Annotated in this window: 25 protein-coding genes; 14 read left to right on the top strand and 11 right to left on the bottom strand. The window is 68.6% G+C overall.

Annotation, left to right across the window (positions count from 1 at the left end; translation table 11 throughout):
* Positions 1–3: 3 nt before the first annotated feature.
* Positions 4–1,482 carry an endoglycoceramidase I gene (locus tag A6I89_RS15125; RefSeq protein WP_022597605.1) on the bottom strand — a complete coding sequence of 493 codons (1,479 nt, stop codon included), beginning with the start codon at positions 1,480–1,482 and terminating at the stop codon, positions 4–6.
* A gap of 178 nt (positions 1,483–1,660) precedes the next feature.
* Between A6I89_RS15125 and A6I89_RS15120 the strand changes: the two genes are divergently transcribed.
* On the top strand, positions 1,661–2,701 hold the full coding sequence (locus tag A6I89_RS15120; protein ID WP_013417038.1) for an NAD(P)-dependent alcohol dehydrogenase: 1,041 nt from the start codon (positions 1,661–1,663) through the stop codon (positions 2,699–2,701).
* 153 nt (positions 2,702–2,854) lie between these two features.
* Positions 2,855–3,076 (top strand): hypothetical protein, encoded by a 222-nt coding sequence (locus tag A6I89_RS15115; RefSeq protein WP_005518008.1) that lies wholly within the window; start codon positions 2,855–2,857, stop codon positions 3,074–3,076.
* A gap of 13 nt (positions 3,077–3,089) precedes the next feature.
* On the opposite strand, the gene A6I89_RS15110 is transcribed toward A6I89_RS15115, so the two are convergent.
* The 4 genes from A6I89_RS15110 to A6I89_RS15095 form a co-directional block, all read right to left on the bottom strand.
* Positions 3,090–3,950 (bottom strand): polyphosphate kinase 2 family protein, encoded by an 861-nt coding sequence (locus A6I89_RS15110; RefSeq protein WP_005518009.1) that lies wholly within the window; start codon positions 3,948–3,950, stop codon positions 3,090–3,092.
* A gap of 40 nt (positions 3,951–3,990) precedes the next feature.
* Positions 3,991–5,364: an ABC1 kinase family protein gene (locus A6I89_RS15105; protein WP_022597603.1), complete on the bottom strand. Its 1,374-nt coding sequence runs from the start codon at positions 5,362–5,364 to the stop codon at positions 3,991–3,993.
* 74 nt (positions 5,365–5,438) lie between these two features.
* Positions 5,439–5,789, bottom strand: a complete 351-nt coding sequence (locus A6I89_RS15100) for a DUF4873 domain-containing protein (RefSeq protein WP_005518011.1) — start codon at positions 5,787–5,789, stop codon at positions 5,439–5,441.
* 40 nt (positions 5,790–5,829) lie between these two features.
* Positions 5,830–6,591 (bottom strand): TetR/AcrR family transcriptional regulator, encoded by a 762-nt coding sequence (locus A6I89_RS15095; RefSeq protein WP_005518012.1) that lies wholly within the window; start codon positions 6,589–6,591, stop codon positions 5,830–5,832.
* 228 nt (positions 6,592–6,819) lie between these two features.
* On the opposite strand from A6I89_RS15095, the gene A6I89_RS15090 reads away from it, so the two are divergent.
* From A6I89_RS15090 to A6I89_RS15060, 7 genes are all read left to right on the top strand, one after another.
* The gene (locus tag A6I89_RS15090) at positions 6,820–8,031 is read left to right on the top strand and encodes a DUF445 domain-containing protein (protein WP_172504604.1); all 1,212 of its coding nucleotides are present in this window, start codon (positions 6,820–6,822) and stop codon (positions 8,029–8,031) included.
* A 102-nt stretch (positions 8,032–8,133) separates the two neighbouring features.
* Positions 8,134–8,601, top strand: a complete 468-nt coding sequence (locus A6I89_RS15085) for a helix-turn-helix domain-containing protein (protein WP_005518014.1) — start codon at positions 8,134–8,136, stop codon at positions 8,599–8,601.
* Positions 8,598–9,455 (top strand): hypothetical protein, encoded by an 858-nt coding sequence (locus A6I89_RS15080; RefSeq protein WP_005518015.1) that lies wholly within the window; start codon positions 8,598–8,600, stop codon positions 9,453–9,455. The genes A6I89_RS15085 and A6I89_RS15080 overlap by 4 nt, the downstream gene beginning before the upstream one ends.
* A gap of 98 nt (positions 9,456–9,553) precedes the next feature.
* Positions 9,554–9,847: a DUF2516 family protein gene (locus A6I89_RS15075; protein ID WP_005518016.1), complete on the top strand. Its 294-nt coding sequence runs from the start codon at positions 9,554–9,556 to the stop codon at positions 9,845–9,847.
* Between the two features lie 154 nt (positions 9,848–10,001).
* Entirely contained in the window at positions 10,002–10,934 is a 933-nt protein-coding gene (locus A6I89_RS15070; RefSeq protein WP_022597599.1) for an AurF N-oxygenase family protein, read from the top strand.
* An 89-nt stretch (positions 10,935–11,023) separates the two neighbouring features.
* Positions 11,024–11,785: a MerR family transcriptional regulator gene (locus A6I89_RS15065; RefSeq protein ID WP_022597597.1), complete on the top strand. Its 762-nt coding sequence runs from the start codon at positions 11,024–11,026 to the stop codon at positions 11,783–11,785.
* 11 nt (positions 11,786–11,796) lie between these two features.
* Positions 11,797–12,831 carry an alpha/beta fold hydrolase gene (locus tag A6I89_RS15060; RefSeq protein ID WP_005518019.1) on the top strand — a complete coding sequence of 345 codons (1,035 nt, stop codon included), beginning with the start codon at positions 11,797–11,799 and terminating at the stop codon, positions 12,829–12,831.
* 6 nt (positions 12,832–12,837) lie between these two features.
* On the opposite strand, the gene purU is transcribed toward A6I89_RS15060, so the two are convergent.
* Both purU and A6I89_RS15050 read right to left on the bottom strand, forming a co-directional pair.
* Complete coding sequence (purU, locus tag A6I89_RS15055) at positions 12,838–13,725, bottom strand: formyltetrahydrofolate deformylase (protein WP_005518020.1); 888 nt, start codon at positions 13,723–13,725, stop codon at positions 12,838–12,840.
* An 18-nt stretch (positions 13,726–13,743) separates the two neighbouring features.
* Positions 13,744–14,586: a class I SAM-dependent methyltransferase gene (locus tag A6I89_RS15050; RefSeq protein WP_022597593.1), complete on the bottom strand. Its 843-nt coding sequence runs from the start codon at positions 14,584–14,586 to the stop codon at positions 13,744–13,746.
* Positions 14,587–14,623: 37 nt separating this feature from the next.
* Here A6I89_RS15050 and deoC point away from each other — a divergent pair, with 37 nt between their 5' ends.
* On the top strand, positions 14,624–15,304 hold the full coding sequence (gene deoC, locus A6I89_RS15045) for a deoxyribose-phosphate aldolase (RefSeq protein WP_022597591.1): 681 nt from the start codon (positions 14,624–14,626) through the stop codon (positions 15,302–15,304).
* Between the two features lie 7 nt (positions 15,305–15,311).
* Here the strand turns inward: deoC and A6I89_RS15040 are convergent, their stop codons facing one another.
* Positions 15,312–16,049, bottom strand: coding sequence for an LmeA family phospholipid-binding protein (locus A6I89_RS15040; RefSeq protein ID WP_005518023.1), 738 nt, complete (start codon positions 16,047–16,049; stop codon positions 15,312–15,314).
* 152 nt (positions 16,050–16,201) lie between these two features.
* On the opposite strand from A6I89_RS15040, the gene A6I89_RS15035 reads away from it, so the two are divergent.
* Positions 16,202–16,813, top strand: a complete 612-nt coding sequence (locus tag A6I89_RS15035; RefSeq protein ID WP_005518024.1) for a type IV toxin-antitoxin system AbiEi family antitoxin domain-containing protein — start codon at positions 16,202–16,204, stop codon at positions 16,811–16,813.
* 6 nt (positions 16,814–16,819) lie between these two features.
* Here the strand turns inward: A6I89_RS15035 and A6I89_RS15030 are convergent, their stop codons facing one another.
* The 3 genes from A6I89_RS15030 to A6I89_RS15020 are packed head-to-tail and all read right to left on the bottom strand — an operon-like array spanning position 16,820 to position 18,654.
* Positions 16,820–17,599 carry a class I SAM-dependent methyltransferase gene (locus A6I89_RS15030; RefSeq protein WP_022597587.1) on the bottom strand — a complete coding sequence of 260 codons (780 nt, stop codon included), beginning with the start codon at positions 17,597–17,599 and terminating at the stop codon, positions 16,820–16,822.
* A gap of 5 nt (positions 17,600–17,604) precedes the next feature.
* Positions 17,605–18,105, bottom strand: a complete 501-nt coding sequence (locus tag A6I89_RS15025; RefSeq protein WP_022597585.1) for a DUF2505 domain-containing protein — start codon at positions 18,103–18,105, stop codon at positions 17,605–17,607.
* A gap of 45 nt (positions 18,106–18,150) precedes the next feature.
* Positions 18,151–18,654 (bottom strand): DUF2505 domain-containing protein, encoded by a 504-nt coding sequence (locus A6I89_RS15020; protein ID WP_022597583.1) that lies wholly within the window; start codon positions 18,652–18,654, stop codon positions 18,151–18,153.
* 23 nt (positions 18,655–18,677) lie between these two features.
* On the opposite strand from A6I89_RS15020, the gene A6I89_RS15015 reads away from it, so the two are divergent.
* The 3 genes from A6I89_RS15015 (at position 18,678) to A6I89_RS15005 (ending at position 21,968) form a co-directional block, all read left to right on the top strand.
* The gene (locus A6I89_RS15015; protein ID WP_022597581.1) at positions 18,678–19,781 is read left to right on the top strand and encodes a UDP-N-acetylmuramate dehydrogenase; all 1,104 of its coding nucleotides are present in this window, start codon (positions 18,678–18,680) and stop codon (positions 19,779–19,781) included.
* Positions 19,782–19,865: 84 nt separating this feature from the next.
* Complete coding sequence (locus A6I89_RS15010; protein ID WP_080668429.1) at positions 19,866–21,053, top strand: L,D-transpeptidase; 1,188 nt, start codon at positions 19,866–19,868, stop codon at positions 21,051–21,053.
* Positions 21,054–21,155: 102 nt separating this feature from the next.
* Positions 21,156–21,968 (top strand): alpha/beta fold hydrolase, encoded by an 813-nt coding sequence (locus A6I89_RS15005; protein ID WP_044991351.1) that lies wholly within the window; start codon positions 21,156–21,158, stop codon positions 21,966–21,968.
* Positions 21,969–22,052 lie beyond the last annotated feature (84 nt).

Below are 22,052 nucleotides of genomic sequence, written 5' to 3'. Positions count from 1 at the left end.
GTCCTAGGAGCTTCCGGAGCTGCCCGACGAACTCGTCTCGATGGGACCGTCGGGCACCTCGGCGCCCGCCGAGCCCGGACGGTTGATCTTGACCGTGACCGGTCCGCTGCCGTCGGCGACGACGGTGACGATCCGGGCGCCGGGCGCGGACGTGACCTGTCCGCCGTCGACCTGCACCGCGTATCCGTCCGGGTAGTGCAGATCCGACACGAAGATCTCGGTGGGCCGCGTCGCCGCCCGCGGTGTGTAGCGGTACGCGAAGTCGCCGTTGTCGGCGTCGAAGATCATCCGCCCGGGCTCACCGGCCGTGGCCTGTGGATACGTGCGTACGAGCTTACGTCCCACCTCGCCGAGGAACGGGTCGGTGGCGTTGCCGGCACCGAAATGCCAGTACTGCCAACCGATGAAGCGTTCGTCGGCACGCGCGAGCGTGTTCTTCAGAACCGTCGGATCACCGTCGCCGAACTCGGTGACCACGGTCGGGACGTTCGCGCGCTCGGTGATCGCGTCGATGTTCGACCACGTGAGGTCCTGCTGCGGAACACACAACCCGCGCAGCGCTTGCGGCAGTCCGAGATAGATGGCGAGCTGACTGGGGATGCAGTAGTCGTGTGGCGCGAAGACGACGTCGGCGGTGGTGAGGGCGGGTGTGACGGGTGGAGCGAACAGATTCGACGGCATCATCTGGTTCCATGTGACGTTGGGCTCCCAGTACACCGGAATCGTCGGGTTCTGTGCGCGAACGGCGTCGGTCAGTTTCTGCATCGTGGCCTGGTACGTGCGGTCGAAATCCGGGCACCCGTTCGGGAAGCACGAGAGGAACCGCGACCCGGGCCACGGCTCGTTCAACAGCTCGATCCCCATCACGCCCGGTTTGCCCTCCACGCGCTCGGCCAGTGCGCCGAGCGCGGTGCCGAGATGGTCGAGCGCGCCGTGCGTGTTGCCCCACACCTCGTCCCAGCCCGCGTTGAGGCTCGGCATCAGGTAGTAGAGCGGGAACCCGGGGTTCGGTTCCCACTCGCGCGGTCGGGACTCGATGGCCCACTCGGGAAAGCCGTTGCCACCCCATGCCTTCGAGAGACCGTCCTGGTGGTTGTCGAGCAGGACGTGGATCCCGCGGGCGGTGAGGGCGTCGACCACGCCGGTGAGCCGGTCGAGGTACGCCTCGTCGATCTGCCCGCGTTGCGGCATCAACGCGTCGAACGAGGTGCCCAGACGGACCGTGTTGAAGCCGTGCCGGACCAGGATGTCGATGTCCTGCGGTGTGAGCGTCTCACCCGCGGACAGGTAGGGCGCATCCTTGTCGACATTGTTGACGCCGTGCAGAAGTACGGTGCGTCCGTAGCCGTCGACGAGGTGGGTGCCGTCGGCCTGCAGCGTGGTGATCGGCGTGGCCGGTGGCGCCGCGGAAGCGGTCGTGGACGACAGGACGGCTGAGCACGCTGCGATCGCCGCAGCGAATGCGACAACGGTTTTGCGCATTCGATCCCTCGGTTCGCGTCGGATGGTCCCAGCGGATATGGACACATGTTCAGTTGTCGGGGATGGTAAGGCGGATCGCGGTCCGCGCGGAGCGTTTCGGGGGAAACGGTCCATTTCTCCGGTGCAGGTCAGTCCCGGTTCTTTGCGCGTACTCGCCGGTAACGGGTAGGCATGGGGGATGCTTACCGCTTCCGCCTACGCGGCGAACTCCGCCGACGCCCCTCTCGAGAAGACCACCATCGAACGCCGCGACGTCGGGCCGCGCGACGTCCTGATCGAGATCAAGTACGCCGGCATCTGCCATTCCGACATCCACACCGCCCGCAACGAGTGGGGCGGCACCAGTTACCCGGTCGTTCCGGGCCACGAGATCGCCGGCGTCGTCGCGCAGGTCGGGTCCGAGGTCACCAGGCACGCCGTCGGGGACCGCGTGGGCGTCGGCTGCTTCGTCGACTCCTGCCGCACGTGCGCCAGCTGCGAAGCCGGCGAGGAGCAGTACTGCGAGAACGGCGTCGTCGACACCTACAACACCGTCGGGCGGGACGGAAAGCGCACGGCTGGTGGGTATTCCACGCACGTCGTCGTGGACGAGGACTTCGTCCTGTCGATCCCGGACGGTCTCGAACTGGATGTCGCGGCGCCGCTGCTGTGCGCCGGCATCACGCTGTACTCGCCGCTCGCGCACTGGGGCGCCGGCCCCGGCAAGAAGGTCGCGATCGTCGGTATGGGCGGACTGGGCCACGTCGGCGTGAAGATCGCGCACGCGATGGGCGCCGAGGTCACCGTGCTCAGCCAGTCGCTGAGCAAGAAGGACGACGGCCTGCGCTTCGGCGCCGACCACTACTACGCGACCGCCGACAAGGAGACCTTCAAGGCGCTGCGCGGGAAGTTCGACCTGATCCTCAACACCGTGTCGGTGAACCTCGACATGGACCGCTACCTGTCGATGCTCGCGATCGACGGCACGCTGGTCGAGCTCGGCCTGCCCGAGAACCCGATCAGTGTCCGCGGCTTCTCGCTGCTCAAGAATCGTCGCAGCCTGGCCGGGTCGCTGGTCGGTGGCATCGCGCAGACGCAGGAGATGCTGGATTTCTGCGCGCAGCACGGTATCGGCGCGGAGATCGAGGTGATCCCCGCCGACCGGATCAACGAGGCCTACGACCGCGTCGTCGCCAGCGACGTGCGCTACCGCTTCGTGATCGACGCCTCGACCTTCTGACGGGCGCCTTCGTCCTGACCTCCCGCGGATGCGATCGCTTCCGCGGGAGGGCTTTCGGGAGCGGCATCGACCGGTCGGTTTCTCGCGCAGCGCGTTCGGGCGGCGTAGCGTCGAAGCACGGACCTCTATGCCGACACGGAGGAGGGACAGCGAATGACTCTCAACGACTTCGCTGGGTGGGCCGGGTACGGACTGGCCCTGACGGGCATCGCGGCGGCCGGGCTGTTCCTGGTCGCGGCGGGCGGAGGCTTCGCCGGGTGGGCGGTCATCGCGGGACTGGCCTCACTGGCCCTGCTGTCCGGGTCCGCCGCGATCTTCGGCGGCGTCACCCGACACGATCAGAAGATGCACCACAGCACCCCGCACATGCTCTGACGGCACGCGCTCGTCACGACAGTGCCAACCGCTCCTTCTCGACCTCGATGTCGAACTCGGCCGGAGGCCAGTCGAGGTCGAGCCGCCGCAGTGCGTCTATCAGTAGTTCGGTGACGGCAATGCGGCTGTACCACTTGCGATCACACGGGACCACGTACCACGGTGCGTGCTCCGTCGACGTCTTGTCGAGCATCGCCTGGTAGGCCTCCTGGTACTGCGGCCACAACTTGCGCTCGGTGACGTCCCCGGGGTTGTACTTCCAGAACTTGTCGCGGCGCTCGAGTCGCTCGGCCAGCCGGCGCTTCTGTTCGTCCAGCGACACGAACATCGCGACCTTCACGATGGTGGTGCCGTTGTGGACCAGTTCGCGTTCGAACTGGTTGATCTCCTCGTAGCGACCGGCCCACACGTCGGGCGGGACCAGATTGTGCACCCGCACCACCAGCACGTCCTCGTAGTGCGAGCGGTCGAACACCCCCAACTGACCGCCGCGAGGCAGTGCCTTGTTGATCCGCCACAGGTAGTGATGGCGCTTCTCCTCGGGCGTCGGGACCCCGAAGGCGGCGTGGTCGACGCCCTGGGGATCGACGTGGCCGATGACGTGCCGGACCATGCCGCCCTTCCCGGCGGTGTCCATGCCCTGCAGGATCAGCAGTACCGAACGCTTGTCTCCCGAGCGGCCGTTGGCGTACAGCTTCTCCTGCAGCGACGACAGCACCGCGCCGCGCTCCTCGAGCATGCGCTCGCCGTCGGCCTTGTTCCCGGTGAACCCCGGTGTGGCGCGGGGGTCGATCTCGGAGACCCGGGTGTGCGGTCCTGCGCGGAGCGCTTCGACGGCGGGGGTGGTCCACAGGTCACTCGCGTCCGCAGGCATGGACCGAACTGTGCCACAACGACTGCCGCAGAGGGTGGATTCAGCGGTCCGAACGCCAGCGTTCCTCGGCGACGCCGAGTTCCGTGGCAGGCGCGTCGCCGTACACCCACTCGCGGCCGATGCGGTGCCAGTTGGCGCTCGCGTCGAGCTGACCCAGGACGCCGAAGGTGAGGAAATCGGCGCGGCGCGAGAAAAGGTGCTCGGGCGGCAGGTTCTGGCTCTTCATGCCCGAGAACTCCGACGCCCGCGGATCGATCGCCAGGAGGAACCCGGTGCTCGCCATCTCCGGGGTGATGGCGATCTCCTCGTCCACCAGATTCCACTCGGCGGCCGCGTACACGTACTCGAGGCACTCGTCGGGCGTGACGTCGGCGTCCGGCGCGATGACACCGCGGCGCACCATCAGCGCGTAGAGATCGTCTCTGCGTCCCTCCGTCGCGGCGCGCAGGCACTGCTTCTCGAACTCGACGTGTTCGGCGTCCATGCGGTTGAACAGTCCGAAGTCGACGAACGCGACCCGGCCGTCGGTGCCGAGCAGCACGTTCCCGGGATGCGGATCGCCGCAGAACTCGTGGTACCGGTACAGCGACCCGATGTAGAAGCGGAAGATGATCTCGCCGATGCGGTTTCGCTCGTCCTGCGGGAGCGCGCAGATACTCGTGAACGGAGATCCCTCGAAGAACTCGCTCACGAGCACCCGCCGCGTGCTCAGCTCCGGGATGCTGTCCGGTACCGCGACGAACGGATGGCCCGCGTACAGCTGCGCGATCGCGTGCTGCGTGCGCGCCTCGCGCTCGTAGTCGAGTTCGCCCTCGAAGTTCAGCCGCAATTCGTTGAGCAGCGCGGGCGTCGACAGCGTCGGAACCGTCGACTTCCACACCTTGAGGAACATCGTCAGATTCTTCATGTCGGCGCGGATCGCGGCGTCGATACCCGGATACTGCACCTTGACCGCGACGTCCCGGCCGTCGTGCAGGCGGGCGCGGTACACCTGACCGATGGACGCGGCCGCGACGGGTGTGGGATCGAACTCGGCGAACACGTCGGAGGTCGGACGGCCGTAGTCGGCCTCGATCACCCGGCGCATGGTTTCGAACGGTGCGGTGGGAGCCTGGTCCCGCAGTGCGGCGAGCTTGCGCTGGAACTCCTCGCGATGAGCCTCCGGCACCAGATCGAGATCGAGGATCGAGAGCATCTGCCCGAGTTTCATCGCGACGCCCTTCATGCTGCCCAGCACCGTCACGAGCTGATCGGCGGCCGCCAGCACCGAATTCTCGGCGATCCGCGCACGGACCTCCTCGGAGCGCCCGACCATCGACACGCGCGTGCCGGCGTTGCGGATCACGCGGCCCGCCGCGACCTGCCCGAGCTTCGAACCCCGGACGAGGCGGGACGTGGGAACCTTGTCGGCCAACTGGACCTCCGGATGCGAGAAGCGACAAGGGACTGCTGCAACATGTGTTCGGTGGCGACGTGCCACACGTCACACTAGAGCAGTCCCTCGGTGTCCTCCATGACGGGAAACGGTGGCCGGGTGAGTCCGTCGACCATGTGGCTGCCCCACAGGTCCAGCCCGCTCACGCGGGCGGTGCCACTGCCCTCTGACGTAGTGATCGTCAGGTCGGTGCCGACGGGCGCCGCGTCCTCGCCGAGAGCGTGCGTCAGTTCGCGGACACGTCCCCGCCACACGAACCGACCGCTGATCGGCTCGAAGTTGCCCGACAGTTCGACGTCGACGATCACCGGGGGGCGCTGCCCGACGACCACGTGGGCCGGCCCGCGGTAGCCGTCCGGCTCGTCGTGGTCGTGCCCGTCCGCGTCGTCCGTGAAGTGAGTCACACGACAACGATACCTGTTACCGCTGGTAACACAAGAGGGGTCAGGCGTCCCCGGGCGCCCCGTCCGACTCGGTCGCCTTCTCCAGCAGCGGATGCGGAACCGACTTGAAGCGGGCCGGTGAACCGCTGGACGCCGCGATACCGGAGATTCCGCCCCACGTCATCATCACCAGGTAGTCGATGAGGTCGTCCGTCGACATCGACTTGTTGGAGATCCACCAGTGCGTCGCGAGCTGCACCGCGCCGACGACGCCGTACGCCCACGGCACCGAGCCGCCCGAGTCCATGCCCATGTTCCGCAGCCGCTCGCCGAGCACGGTCGCGAGCAGTTCCGCGATCATCCGCTCGGAATCGGCCACGACGTCCCGGTTCGGGCCCGCGCTGTTGGCCATCACGTACAGGTAGACGTCCGGGTCGGCCGCGACCGTCTCGACGTAGGCCGAGATCGCGACGCGCGTGAGGTCGTACTCGTCGAGATCCTCGCCGATGACCGCGTACATCCGCGGCGCCAGGATGGTCTCGACGTAGCGCATCATCGTCGCGCTCGTGAGGTCGTTCTTGTCGGTGAAGTACCGGTACAGCACCGTCTTGGAGACGCCGATCTCCGACGCGATGTCGTCCATGCCGATGTCGCGGCCCCGCGCACGGATGGCCGCGATCGTGCCGTCGACGAGTTCCTCGCGGCGGGCGATCTTGTGTTCGCGCCAGCGCCGCTTGCGCCCGTCGGGCTTCCCGGTCTCGGGTCGGCTGTCTTCGGTTGTCTGCAGATCTGCGCTTTGCTTCGGCACTACGTTTCGCCACATCCGTTCGAGGTTGAACCAGAAGGCCAGCTTAATGGGCGGGTGCGCCGGAGGTGATCTCTATCTCGGCAGCCGGGCCCGGTATCCGGGCACAATGTCGGTGTGCAGCCCGTCCAGTCAGCTCAGCCGCCCGCCCCGGCCCGGCCGCGCCCGGCGCAGCCGCAGCCGCCGTCGCCGTCGTCGTTCGCGGGCGTCTTCGACGATCCCGAGAAGCGTCGCGACCTACGGAAGATGAAGCTCGTCGCGACCGGCTTCCTCGTGTTCGCGACCGTCGTCTACCTCTTCTGCCGGTGGCAGGAGACGCGGGGAGCGGGCGCGTGGGTCGGTTACGTGCGGGCCGCATCGGAGGCCGGCATGGTGGGTGCGCTCGCCGACTGGTTCGCGGTGACGGCGCTGTTCCGGCATCCGCTCGGGCTGAAGATCCCGCACACCGCGATCATCAAGCGCAAGAAGGACCAGCTCGGCGAGAGCCTCAGCAACTTCGTCGGCGACAACTTCCTCGCACCCGACGTGGTGTCCGCCAAGGTCGCGAACGCACAGATCCCTCTCCGGGTCGGAACGTGGATGGCCGAACCCGAGCACGCGCAGCGGGTGGCCGCGGAGACCGCGACGCTGCTGCGCGGCGTGGTCGAGGTCCTCAACGACGAGGACGTCACCGCGATCATCGACAACACGATCGTCCGACGGATCGCCGAACCCGACTGGGGTCCGCCGATCGGCAAGGTCCTCGCCGAGCTGCTGCGCGAGAACCGCCAGCTGCCGCTGCTGGACCTGCTCGCCGAGCGGGCGCACCAGTGGGCGCTGAACAGTCAGGAGACCATCGACCGCATCATCAGCCGGGACTCGCCGTCGTGGTCGCCCAAGTTCGTCGACGCGATGCTCGGCGAGAAGATCTACCGCGAACTCGTCGAGTTCACGTGGAAGGTGCGTTCGAATCCCGAGCACGAGGTGCGTCTGGCGGCCAACCGGTTCCTGATCGACTTCGCCGACGACCTGCAGAACGACCCCGCCACCATCGCCAAGGCCGAGTCCATCAAGGCCGAGATCATGGGCCGCGAGGAGATCACCGGACTCGCCGCGGCCACCTGGAAGGTCGCCAAGCGACTCGTCATGGAGTCGGTCGACGACCCGAACAGCACCCTGCGCCGCAAGGTCGCCGAGAACGTCGTCGCGTTCGGCGAACGCCTGCGCGACGACGACGAGATGCGCGCGAAGGTCGACGGCTGGCTGCTGTCGGGCACGCGCTACGTCGCCGAGAACTACACGGACGAGATCACCGCCGTCATCACCGAGACCGTCGAGCGCTGGGACGCCGAGGAGGCGAGCCGCAAGATCGAACTGCAGGTCGGTCGCGATCTGCAGTTCATCCGGATCAACGGCACCGTCGTCGGAGCCCTCGCGGGCCTTGCGATCTACACGATTTCGCAGCTCATGTTCGCCTGATCTGCGTCTTTCGCCTTCGGTGCCGACAAGTGCTAGCAAAGTGCTTGCAATAGTTAGCACCCTGTTCTACCGTGGGATTTGCGTACAGAACAGGGAGTACTGATGGTCGACGAGCCCGACGACATGAGCAGTGCCGCCCGAGTGGTCGCAGGGGCCGCTCAGGACATCGGCAGCTTCATCCGCTCACAGCGTGAGGCCGCACAGGTTTCGTTACGGCAGCTCGCGCAACTCGCCGGCGTCAGCAATCCCTATCTGAGTCAGATCGAACGCGGACTCCGCAAGCCGTCCGCCGACGTCCTCGCTCAGATCGCGAAGGGTCTGCGGGTGTCGTCGGAGGTCCTGTACGTGCAGGCCGGGATCCTCGAGCAACGCCCGCACAGCCCGGTCCGGGACGCGCTGCTGGCCGACGGTGCCATCACCGAACGGCAGAAGCAGGTGCTTCTCGAGATCTACGAGTCGTTCCGCCGTGAGAACGACCCGCACCAGTCCGAATCCGCCGATCAGGCCGACGCCTCGGACGAAGAAGAGCACGAGATCGCAGATCCACCTCGACAGGAGATCCGAGAATGACCGATCCGAAGATCGTCGAAAACATCAAGACCCCGTTCTACGCTGCCGTCGGCACCGGTGACCTGGTGGTCCAGGCCGTCGCCGACGTCGTGTCCCAGGTGCGTGCCCGCGCCGAGAACACCAACACCGACGTGTCCGGCCGCATCGACGAGGCCCGGGAACGCTGGGCCAACCTCCCCACCGAGGTGTCGGAGGGCGTCGAGCAGCTCCGCGAGCGTCTCGCCGCGCTGCCGTCCGAGCTGCCCGAGGAGCTCGCCGAGTTGCGCGAGCGGTTCACCCCCGAGGAGCTGCGCAAGGTCGCCGAGGCGTACCTGAAGGTCGCCTCCGACCTGTACGTCGCACTCGCCGAGCGCGGCGAGGAGGCTGTCGAGCGTATCCGTAAGCAGCCGGCCGTCGAGGAGCAGTTGGGACGCGCCGAGGCCGTGTTCGGTGACGCCGTCGAGCTCACGGAGGAGGCGCTGGGCACGGTGGCGCGTCAGACGCGTGAACTCGGTGAGCAGGCCGCCAAGCTCGCCGGACGCGCGGCCGGACGCATCAGTGACGTCGCCGACGAGGCCGCCGTGGTTCTCTCCGAGACCAGTGACACCGTCGCGAACCGTCTGTCCGAGACCGGTGACTCGGTCGCCAGCCGCGTCGTCGACGCCGGTGAGCGGGCCGAGGCCACGTCCGAGGCCGCCGCCGAGCGTGTCGAGGCCGCCGCCAACAAGGCTCCGGCCCCGAAGCCGGCCACCCCGACCGCTCCGGCCAAGAAGGCTGCGCCTGCCAAGGCTCCCGCGGCCAAGGCCACCCCGGCGCCCGCTGCCAAGAAGGCTGCTCCGGCCAAGAAGGCGCCCGCCAAGAAGCCCACCAACTGATCGGACACCGATCGCGTACCACCATCGGGGATCGGCCCCCGCGCACTTCGTTGCGCGGGGGCCTGCGCGCATCTCCGCCCGATTCGTAGGATGGAAACGTGTTCAACATTCACGGCGTCACCGGACTGATCCTTTTCGCGCTGCAGCTCCTGGCTCTCGCCGGCGCGGTCTTCGCGATCTTCCATGCGGCGCGTCAGCGTAAGGACGCGTTCACCGCCGTGGACAAGCTGAGCAAGCCGATCTGGCTGGGCATCCTCATCGCGTCGCTGCTCGTGGTGTTCCTGTTCGGTGCCGTGCACATGCTCGGCATCATCGCCGTCGTCGCGATCTGCGTGTACCTCGTGGACGTCCGCCCGCGGGTGGACGACATCCAGCGCGGCCCGCGCTGGTAGCTGCCCCGGCCTGGCCTGCACGGGTCGGCGGCTGCATCTGTTCACGAACAGTTACAGATAAACCTTGACAATGCTCGTTGTGACGATGCTATCGTCGACATACGCCCGAAATTGGGCATGACCTGCATGAACACCAGTCGAGCAGGAGTTGACGATGTCCATCATCCATCGCGAAGCAGTCGAGGTACCTCCGTCCCGGCACATGCGGGTGGGCGACCGTCAGGACACCGCCGAGCGTCTGCTCGCCTCCGCCGCCCGCAAGTCGTACGACCCGCTGGTCGAGGTCGACTGGGCGGCGCCCATCCCCGACGATCTCTACGGCATGACCCCCGAGTGGTGCAGCCTCTACGGCACCGAACTGTGGGACCGGATGACCGACGAGCAGCGGATCACGCTCACCAAGCACGAGGCCGCGAGCGTCGCCGGCACCGGCATCTGGTTCGAGATGATCCTCATGCAGATGCTGCTGCGCGACATCTATTCGCACGACCCAGCCACCCCGCACGTCCAGTTCGCGCTCAACGAGATCGCCGACGAGTGCCGGCACTCCACGATGTTCGCCCGCTCGGCGCAACGCTTCGGGATCCCGTCGTACCGGCCCAAGCGGTGGATCCGCAACACCGCCCGGCTGTTCAAGTCGACAGCGTCCGGCTCGCTCGCGTATGGCGGAACGCTGTTCGCCGAGGAGATCCTCGACATGATGCAGCGCGACTTCATGCGGGACGCCCGCGTCCAGCCGCTCACCCGCACGGTCAGCAAGATCCATGTGCTCGAAGAAGCCCGGCACATCAAGTTCGCGCGTGAGGAGACGGTGCGCCGTGTCCGGTCGCTGTCCCGCGCCAAGCTTGCGTACCAGCGGCTGGTGCTCGGCGTCACGGCGTACTTCATCGTCACGTGCCTCGTGAACGAGCAGGTGTACGCCGCCGCCGGGCTCGACGTCGAAGAGGCCAAGCGGGCGGCGCGAAGCAACGTCCACTACCACGAGATGATCCGTGAGGGCTCCCGCAAGACCGTCGAATTCCTCGACGAATGCGGGCTGATCGAAGGCCCGTCCAAGGCCCTTCTGCGCCGGGCGCACGTCATCTAGTGCCCACACTCTCCGCGATAGAATTCCCCTCACCGTCGACCTCGCCGGAACCGCCGACGTCGTCGCGGTTCCTACGGGGAAGGCGGAACATGACGGAGTACCGCATCGACGACCTCGCGCGCGAGGCCGGTATGAGCGTGCGGAACGTTCGGGTCTACCAGGATCGGGGTCTGCTGCCCCCGCCCCGCAAGGAGGGCCGCGCGGGCTGGTACAACGAATCGCACCTCGCGCGGCTCAATCTGATCGGCCGGATGCTCGACCGCGGCTACACCTTCGCCACCATCAGCGAACTGCTCACCGCCGCGCAGTACGGCCTGCAGGTGCGCGACGTCCTCGAAACCGACGATCCCGGCGGGCGGTGGAAGAAGTATCGGCGGGCCGCCAAACTCACGATGGCGGAGTTGCGCCGCATGTTCGGCGACCAGACCACCGACGAGAACATCGCGCTCGGTACCCGGCTCGGTGTGCTCGCGAAGGCCGGCCAGGAGTTCTCGGTCGCCAATCCGCGCCTGATGGAGGCCGCACAGGTCCTCGTCGACGCCGGCATCCCGTTGGCGGACATCCTCGAACAGACCGAGGCGGTGCGCCGCGACCTCGGAGACGTCGCCGGACGGTTCGTCGAACTGGTCTCGGCGCGCTACCTCGCGCCCGAGGGCGGCACGCTCGACCTCGACGAGGCGAAGGTCTCGGAAGTGGCGTCGCTGGTGAACCAGGTGCGCCCACTCGCGCACGACGCGGTGCACGCGCTGTTCGCCGAGGCGATGGAGGAACAGATCTCGAAGGCACTCGCGAAGGCCGCGAGTCAGCTCGAACAGATCGCGCCCGAGACGGACTCGACGCGCGCAGGCTAGAAGCAAGGGGAGTGGAAGTGGCTGCACGGAAGTCGCACAGGAAGCTGTGGACGTTGCTGGGAATCGCGGGGCTCGGTGCGCTGGCGGGTGTCGCCGTCGCGGCCCGATCCCGCGGGGCCGGGCCCGTCGGCGGCGGCCCCGAGACCGAGGCCGAACTGTTCTCGACCCCGCGCATCGAACCCGAGATCGTCCCCGTCGTCAGCTCCGACGGCGCCGAACTGCACGTGCGGGCCTACGGGTCGCCCGACGCCCCGCCGATCGTCTTCAGCCACGGCTGGACCTGTTCGGCCGACTTCTGGAATCCGCAGGTCAACGAGCTCGCCGAGAAGTACCGCGTCATCACCTACGATCAGCGTGGGCACGGCCGCAGCGATATCGGCCGGACCCCGCTGAGCCCCGACGTCCTCGCCGACGACCTGTCCGCAGTCCTCGCCGCGACCGTGCGCGACGGGCGGAAGGCAGAGATCGTGGGGCACAGCATGGGCGGTATGAGCATCGTCGCGTGGGCCGGCAAGTACCCCGAGGAAGTGGACCGGTACGCGGCGTCGGTGCTGCTCGCGAGCACCGGCACCGACAGCCTCGTCGCCGAGACCACGGTGATCCCGCTGCCGCAACGGTTCCCGCGGGTGCCCGTGCCCGTCGGCCGCGCCGTCCTCGGTTCGGCGATGCCGATGCCGTCGTCACCGATGACCACCCGGGCCATCAAGTACGTGGCCATGGCGCCGGGTTCGACGCCCGCCGAGGTCGCGTTCTGTGAGCGCATCGTCAGCGAATGTCACCCCCGCACCCGCGGCGGGTGGGGTGCCGCCCTGAGCGCCCTCGACATCAAGGACGGGCTGCAGAACCTGACGGTGCCGACCACGGTGCTGGTGGGTACCGCGGACCGGCTCACCCCGCCGTCGCACGCGCGTCGGGTCGCGCAGATCCTCGACGACGCCGACCACCTCGAACGGCTCATCGTGCTCCGCGGGATCGGGCACATGACGTCGGTCGAGGCCGTCGCCGACTTCAATGCCGAAGTGGACCGGCTCCGCAGCCTGAACTGAGGTCCGTCAGCTGAACACGACGGTCTTGCGGCCGTGCACCTGGACGCGGTCCTCCAGGTGCCACCGCAGGCCTCGGGCCAGCACCAGCTTCTCGATGTCCCGGCCCTGCCGGACCATGTCCGACACCTGATCGGTGTGGTCGACTCGTATGACGTCCTGCTCGATGATCGGGCCCGCGTCCAGTTCGGCGGTCACGTAGTGGCAGGTGGCGCCGATCAGCTTCACACCGCGCGTGAACGCCTGGTGGTAGGGGCGGGCGCCGACGAACGACGGCAGGAAGCTGTGGTGGATGTTGATGGCCCGGCCCGCCCAGTGATCGCACAGTTCGGCGGGCAGCACCTGCATGAACCGGGCCAGCACCACGGCGTGCGGATCGTGCGCGTCGACGAGCTTGCGGACCTGCTCGAACGCCGGTCCGCGCTCGGCCGGATCCTTCGGGAACGACACGTAGTGGAAGTCGACGCCGTGCCGCTTCGTCACCCGCTCGAGGTCGGGATGGTTACCGATCACCGCGGCGATCTCGCACTGCAGCTCACCGGCGGCGACGCGGCCAAGGATGTCGTGCAGGCAGTGGCCTTCCTTGCTGACGAGCAGCACCACGCGCTTGCGCTCGCCGGTGTCGGTGAGCGTCCACTCCGTCTCGGGGCCGAGCTCCTCGGCGACGGCAGCGAACTTCTCGCGCATCTCCTCGAGGCTCAGGCTGATCGACGACGCCCGGACCGCCTGCCGGGTGAAGAACCAGCCGGTGTCGGCGTCGGCGTGGTACGCGGCCTCGACGATCCAGCCGCCGATCTCGGCGAGGAACGCGGAAATCCGCGCCACGATGCCGGTGCGGTCGGGGCAACCCAGAGACAGGACGTAACGACGGTCGTCGGTCGAGGCAGTCGAACTCATGCGCCCCAGTCTGTCAGGTCACGGAAAGCCGACAACCTTCGCCGTGCCGACGAGGGTCGTCGCGTCGACGGTGTGCAGGCCGCGTTCGGTGATCTGCCCCAGGAAATCGCGGCGCACCTGCGCGACGACGTCGGGGCCCAGACCGGTCAACAGCGCCCGCAACCCGCTGCCGACCACGAAGTTCCAGCAGAACTCCTCCGTCGCCGGGATCAGGTTCGACAGCTCGCGCACCTCGACGTGCTCGGTCCCGGCATCGGCGAGCCACCCGCGCAGCTTGGCGGGGGAGTCGAGCCGCTGGGCCGGCGCCATCACGTGAGGGCGATCCGGCGGCTGCTCGGGCGCGAGCGGGCCGAGCGCCGCGAGGAAAGCGGCAGCGAACTCGCGCAGTGCGGACTCGCGCCACGCCGTGACACCCACGGTGCCGCCGGGCCGCACCAAGCGGGCCAGTCGGGCGAACGCCGCGTCCATCTCGGGCAAAAAGAACACCGCGTAGGAGCTGAGCAACGCGTCGTACCCGGCGTCGGGGACGGCGCTCGGCGGCTCCCACGTGGTGGCGTCGGCGCACACGAACTCGACGTTGAGCAACGCCCGATCCGACGCCTTCACCCGGCCGCGTTCGAGCATCTCGTCGGACAGGTCGACGGCATGTACGAGGCCCGTCGGGCCCACTGCCGCCGCGGCCGGGAGTGCCGACGCCCCGGTGCCGCTGCCGATGTCGAGGACGGCGTCACCGGGCCGCAGACCCGCCTGGAATGCGAGCGCCTGGCCGGCCGGGTCCCACACCTGCGGCGCGACCCGATCGAAATCGACCGCGGCGGCGTCGAAAGTCGCGGCGACCTCCTCGGCGCGGGGGGCTGCCATGGAACCGATGCTAGCGAGCTGTGCCAAGCTTCGGGGCATGTCCGAGACAGCGCGTAACCGCACCTTCGTCGCCGGGATGGTCGACCACACACTGCTCAAGCCGGAGGCGTCGGACGCCGACGCGCGGGCCCTCGTCGCCGAGGCGCACGACCTGGGCGTGCTTGCGGTGTGCGTGTCCCCGTCGATGCTGCCGCTGCGCTCGGCGGACCTCGGTGACCTGGTGCTCGCGACCGTCGTCGGCTTCCCGTCGGGCAAGCACCACTCGCTGATCAAGGCCACCGAGGCGCGGCTCGCGGTCGACCAGGGCGCGACCGAGATCGACATGGTGATCGACGTGGGCGCCGCGGTGGCCGGCGAGTACAACGCGGTCCTCGCCGACATCCTCGCAGTCCGCGACGCCGTGGGTCCGGAGCCGGTGCTGAAGGTCATCGTCGAGTCGGCCGCGCTGAGCGACGACGCGATCGTCGAAACGTGCCGCGCGGCCGAACAGGCCGGCGCGAACTTCGTCAAGACGTCCACCGGCTTCCACCCGGCGGGCGGGGCGAGCGTGCACGCGGTGCGGCTCATGGCCGACACCGTCGGCGGACGGCTCGGCGTCAAGGCGAGCGGCGGCATCCGGACCGCGGACGCCGCGCTCGCGCTGATCGACGCGGGCGCCACCCGGCTGGGACTGTCGGGCACCCGCGCCGTGCTCGACGGGCTGCCCGACCAGTCCTGACCCGGCGTCAGAGCAGGCTGCAGCCGCTCTGCGCGTTGGGGTCGGCGGCCGGCATCACGTACTCGCCACCCTGCAGGTTCACGTCGATGCCGCTGTCCGTGACGGTCAGCGCCGTCGGTTCCATGCCGAGCGGGTACTGCTGCAGACCGTCGGTGAGGGCCTGGACGATGCCGTCGACCAGTGCTGTCGGCAGCCCCAGGCCGAGGATCGCGGCACTCACGGTCTCGACGTCGATCTTCCCGTCCTGCACCTTCGGCTGCACCGTCATGTCCGCGAAACCGCCCACCGAGACCTTCAGGGTTCCGGCGGTGGGGTCGGCGGTGACCGCGGTGATCATGCCGCCCAGCGGCTGTGCCTGCAGCGTCGCCAGGATCCCGTCGGTGGACCAGGTGACGTCGGCGGACGAACTGCCGATCGTGCCGCTGCTGTCGGCGGAGTCGGTGATCTTGATGTCGTTGGCGCGGGCGCGGACCTCCATGCCCTGCGCCGGCCCGAACGCCGAGCCCTTGCTGTCGATCTCGACGTACGGAACGTTCTTGCCGGTCATCTGCAGCAGCACCGGCTTCCAGCTGAGGCTGACGTCGACCGGGGAACCGAGCTGGCTCTCGAACTGGGACTCCATGCAGCTGGTGGCGCGCTGGCGGAGGAACAGCTCTCCGCCGACCAACGCGACCACGAGGGCTGCGACCACGATGAGCGAGATCGTGACCGCCTTGCGCCGCTTGGGTTTCGGGGGCGTGGGCATCTGGGGTGCGTTCACTGGTGCCGACATGACAGTGATTCTCCCGGAAGACTCTGAACGGTTTCTGTGAAAGGGCCACGGCTTCGGACTCGGTATGGACACGAGCGACCCGAAAAGCTGTGATCCGGCCCACAGTGGCGCAGTAGGGTTACTGCATGGCGGGCTGGACAGATCCGCGACGTGAACCGACTCCCGACACGGGAGAGGATCTCCGTCGTCTTGCGCTCCGGCAAGCGGGGTATTTCACGACCGGGCAGGCGCTGCGCCTCGGCTGTACCACCGAGGACATCGGCGGCCGCCTGGCCGAGGGGTCCTGGTTGCGTATCGAACGGGATCTGTTCCGCCTGGCCTCGTTCCCACGCAGCGATCTCGAAGAGTTCGCCAAGTGGTGTGCGTGGTTCGAGGGCGCCGCCGTCGTCTCCCACCAGAGCGCGGCCGAACTGCACGGCCTCGGGCACCTGCACCCCAGCTTCGTGCACCTGTCGACCCAGGCCACGGCGCCCGCACCGACCCGCCGGCTCGCGCTGCACCGCCGGGAACTGCGTGCCCAGGACTACGAGGTGGTGGGGACGTTCGGCATCACCACGCCGCTGTGTACCGCCCTGGATCTCGCGACCGGCGGCATCGCCCAGGACCTGTTCGACGAGGTCGTCTGCGACGGCGTCGCGATCGGCCGGATCGACCCCGAGAAGCTACGGGCCGAGTGCATCGGACGGCCGCAGCAGGTCGCCGAGCGCATCGAGCACGCGCTGGGGGCGTGCCAGTAGAACCGCTCACCCGCCGGGGCGGACGTAGCTCCACGGCACGGTGACGACGCAGTCCCGGATCCGTCGTCGCTGCGGTGTGACGGGCACTCCGAGGTCGGACAGCAGATGCAGGGTTTCCCGCCACCGGATGCGGGGGCCGAACGGCGCGAGGCCCGCGGCCGTCGCCCACGCCCGGTCGGCGGTGACGAGTAGGTCGTGGATCCGCTCGCCCGCGACGTTGCGGTGGATGAGCGCCTTGGGTAGCCGCTCGGCGATGTCGCTGGGGCGATCGACGTCGAACGGGTCCCACGCGAGGGTCAGTGAGCGGGGGCCGTCCCGATCGAGGAGTACCCACGCGCAGCGCCGCCCGAGTTCGTCGCACGTGCCGTCGACGATCAGCCCGCCCGGTGCGAGGCCGCTGCGCAGCCGTCCCCAGGCGTCGTCGACGGCGTCCTCCGGGTACTGCCGCAGCACGTTGAACGCCCGGATCAACGTCGGGCGCAGACCGGCGAGTTCGAAGCCGCCCCGCGCGAAGGTGACCCCGTCGCGCCCCTCGACCACCCGTGCGGGGTCGATTTCGAGCCCGACGACGCGGACGTCGGAACGCACGGTCCGCAGCCGCGCAGCCATCTCCAGCGTGGTGACCGGCATCGCGCCGTAGCCGAGGTCGACGACCAGCGGGTCGGGGGCGTCGCGCAGCGTGCGCGTGACGACCGGACTGTGGACGAGCCAGCGGTCGCTGCGACGCAACCGGTTGATGCCTGTGGTGCCGCGGGTGATGACGCCGACGGGTTTCCCTTCGCGCACGCCGGCTACTGCCGAGCGAGCCAGGACGCGGTGACCTCGGCCTCGGTGCGGAACAGGTCGACCAGGTTCACCAGCATCAGCTGCTCGAGCTTGCCGCCGACGAACGGGATGAACACCTTGGCCTCGGACGTCGTGCGCAGCGTGCACCCGGTGTCGGTGCTGAACAGTTCCATCGTCCCGGTCAGGCTGCCCGGCCCGCCGGGAATCGAGGCCTCGTACGTGCCGGTCACGGGCTCGCCGAACGACGTGTACTTCTCCTTGCGCGTGATGATCAGGTCCTTCTTGAGCACCGTCTGCGCGATGTCCGGCAGATCCTTGCGCGGCAGCACGTGGTGCAGCACCAGATCGATCCCGTCGTCGGTCACGTCGAGCGATTCGACGTGGTTCTCGCTGTACTTGCGCATCTCTTCCATCCGCGCCTCCCAGTAGTCGGCGTCGCCGAGAGCGGCGTACACGACTTCAACGGGATGCTCGAATCTGGCGGAGTAGTCGACGCGACGGGCCATGACCGGCAGATTACCGGCTGGCGGCCCGTCGGTCGGAGAAAGCGACTACCCGGCCTGCGCCACCCAGTCGCGGGTGAAGTCCTCTTCGGCATCGAGCAGTTCCAGCACCTGGCCGGCGATGACGGATTCGATCTTGCCGCCGATCAGCGGGATCCTCACCTCGACCTCACCTGCCATGACCAGCAGCGATCCGGTGCCGTCCGCGGTGATCGTGACGGTGCCGCGCACCTGTCCCGGTGCCCCCTCGACCTCGGCCGAGAAGGTGCCGTGCGCCCGGCCGTCCTGTAGCGGACCCCACGATTCGGTACGCCGGATGATCAGGTCACCCTGACGGATCGAGGTCACCATCGACGGCAGATGTTCGGCCGGTACTGCCTGCTGCAGGACGATCTCGATCGCGCCGTCCCCGACGGTCACGCTCTCGAGCGCTGCCCCGGGCCCGCCGACCTGCTGCAACCGGGCCTGCCAGTAGCCCTCGTCGGTGAGCGCGGCGTGCAGCGTCGCGACGGGGTGGGGGTATTGCGCGGAATGCTCGATGTGTCGGGCCATGTCGGGCACGCTACCGTTTCCACGTGTTGGATCCACTCATCCGGGGACATCTCGAGCAGGCCGGTGCGCAGTTGTCCGAGCAGGTGCCGCTGGCATCGCTGACCACCCTGCGCCTCGGCGGCCCCGCCGCCGTCCTCGCCGACTGCCCGTCCACCCGGGCCCTCGTCGATGTCGTCCGTGTCCTCGACGATGCCCGGGTCCCCACGTTGATCCTCGGTGGCGGATCCAACCTGGTGATCTCCGACGACGGCTTCGACGGCGTCGTCGTCCGGGTCGCCGATGCCGGCGTCGAGCTCGGTGACGACACCGTGCTCGCGCAGGCCGGTGCGGTGTGGGACGACGTCGTCGCCAAGACCGTCGCGGCCGGCCTGGGCGGGCTCGAATGCCTGTCCGGCATCCCGGGCTCGGCCGGTGCGACGCCCGTGCAGAACGTCGGCGCCTACGGCGTGGAGGTCGGGGCGCTGCTGCGCCGAGTGCAACTGCTCGACCGCACCACCGGCGACGTGCGCTGGGTGGAGCCGTCCGAGCTGGGGCTCGGCTACCGCACCAGTGTCCTCAAGCACCGTGACGACGCCCTCGTCCTGGCCGTGGAGATGACGGTCCGCCCCGACGGCACCAGCGCACCCCTCGGCTACCGCGAACTCGCGTCCGCGCTCGGCGCGCAGGAGGGCGAGCGCCGCCCCACCGCCGAGGTGCGCGACGTCGTGCTCGGCCTGCGCCGCGGCAAGGGCATGGTGCTCGACGCCGCCGACCACGACACGTGGAGCGCGGGGTCGTTCTTCACGAACCCGGTGATTCCCGACGTGAGCCTGCCCACAGTGCTCGACGCGATCCGGGCGAAGGTCGGTGCGGACGTGCGGATCCCGCAGTTCCCCGGCCCGGTCGGGGCCGAGGTGACCAAGTTGTCCGCCGGCTGGCTCATCGAACGCGCCGGGTTCGGCAAGGGCTACCCCGGCGAGGACGCGCGGGTCCGCCTGTCCACCAAGCACACTCTGGCCCTGACCAACCGCGGGCACGCGCGGACCGGTGACCTGGTGGAACTGGCCCGCACGGTCCGGGACGGCGTCGAGCGCGAGTTCGGCGTCCGGCTCGAACCGGAACCCGTGACCGTCGGGTGCACCATCTGACGCGGTTCCGATCGTGCCCGGATCGTGGCCCGATCGTCTCTGTGTGACGAAAGCCACTGTCGCACTGGGAGTACCGTGGTTTTCGTGCGTGAACAGGGGATTCGGGTAAATCGGACGCGGCTACTGATGGTGGTGGCCGCGCTGCTCGGGCTGACCCTCCTCGCCGGTTGCACCATCCCCACCGGGGACGCCGCCGACGGCACCCCGGTGCCCGCCGGCCCCGTCGCGCAGGTGGTCGAGAATCCGGCGCCCGACGCGCAGGGCGTGAACCCGGCGCAGCCGATCTCGGTGAGCGTCACGCAGGGGACCTTGCAGGACGTCGCGCTGACGAACGCGTCCGGCAAGGTGGTCCAGGGCCTGCTCAGCCCCGACCGGACGTCGTACACGGTCACCGAACCGCTCGGCTACGACGCGAAGTACACGTGGTCCGGCACCGCGCTCGGCACCGACGGCAAGACGGTGCCCGTCACCGGCAGCTTCACCACGATCGACCCGGACACCCAGATCTCGGTGCGCACCAACATCGGTGACGGACAGGTCGTCGGCGTGGGAGCGCCGATCATCCTGCAGTTCGACGGCCCGATCGCCGACAAGGCGGCCGTCGAGAAGGCCCTGCACATCACCACGGTCCCGCCCACGATCGGTTCCTGGGCGTGGCTGCCCGACGACAACGGCGCCCGGGTGCACTGGCGACCGCAGAACTACTGGGCGCCCGGGACCGCGGTCCACGTCGACGCCCAGCTCTACGGACTCGACTTCGGCGACGGCGCCTACGGGGCCGGCGACGTGTCGCTGGACTTCACGATCGGCCGCAGCCAGATCGTCAAGGCCGTCGCGCCGAGCCACCGCATGCAGGTGGTGCGCGACGGCGTCACCGTCATGGACATCCCCGTCAGCTACGGCGAGGGCAACGAGAACCGCAACGTCACCCGCAGCGGCATCCACGTCGTGTCCGAGATGCACGAGGACTTCCTGATGTCGAATCCGCCGTACTACGAGAACGTCCGCGAGCGGTGGGCCGTCCGCATCTCCAACAACGGAGAGTTCATCCACGCCAACCCCCTCACCGTCGGCGTGCAGGGTGCCTCGAACGTGACGAACGGATGCATCAACCTGTCGCTGTCGGACGCCCAGGAATACTTCGGGACCGCCATGTACGGAGATCCGGTAGAGGTCAGCGGCACCCGGATCGACCTGTCCGCCGCGGACGGCGACATCTACGACTGGGCGATCGACTGGCCGACGTGGACGTCGATGTCCGCGCTCGTGTGAGTCTCGGGTGAGGCACGGCTGAGTCTCGGCTGCGCCGAACGGAACTGACGCGTCCACCCTGCGTGGGAGTATCCGAAGACTTCCCACACGAGGAGATCCGCCATGAGAATGCGCAGGATTCGGACCTTGACGGCGATGTGCGTACTCGCGCTCGCAGCGGTGCTGTCGGTGGGGGTGTCGCCCGCCGCCGCGCAATCGATGCCGACGCTCGTGCTGGTGCACGGTGCGTTCGCCGACACCACCAGTTGGGACCCCGTTGCCGCGGAACTGCGGGCCCGGGGTCACGACGTCGTGGTGCCGTCGAACCCGCTGCGCGGGCCCGGCTACGACTCGGCCGCGATCGAGAAGGCCCTCGCCGACATCCCGGGTCCGGTGCTGCTGGTCGGGCACTCGTACGGCGGTGTCGTCATCACCAACACCCACGCCCCCAACGTGGTCGGCATGGTCTACGTTGCCGCCTTCGCCCCCGACCAGGGTGAGCCCGCGCAGGCGGCGCTCAACCCGATCACGTTCCCCGGTAGCCAGTTGCTGCCGCCGGTGCTGCAGGTCGGAGTGGTCGACGACCCGACCACCCCGATCGGTAAGAACCTCGACGGCTACATCGCTGCGGACAGCTTTCACGAGGCGTTCTGTCAGGACGTCTCCGATTCCACGGCCGCCGACATGCTCGCGCATCAGCGATCCATCGCGTTGGCGGCGAACCTCGAACCGACACAGGACCCGTCCTGGCGAAACCTGCCGACCTGGGCCGTCATCCCCGACCAGGACCGTGTCATCCCGCCGGCGTCCGAACGTTTCATGGCCGAACGGGCAGGCGCGCAGATCACCGAGATCCCGGGAGCCTCGCATGCGGTCCTGGTGTCGCAGCCCGCGCAGGTAGCGGACGTGATCGAGCGCGCCGCCGCGGCCGTGTGAGCCGGAGCGCCCACTCCTGGCCCGAATCTGCGGCTATCCGCCGGAGACGAAAAGGAGTGGGCGCTCGCGCCGGAGACGCCTAAC

It is taken from the genome of Prescottella equi (genome assembly GCF_002094305.1).
Taxonomy (GTDB): Bacteria; Actinomycetota; Actinomycetes; order Mycobacteriales; family Mycobacteriaceae; genus Prescottella; species Prescottella equi.
The sequence above is the reverse complement of the archived record's forward strand: the minus strand, read 5'-3'. Positions and strand labels throughout refer to the sequence as shown.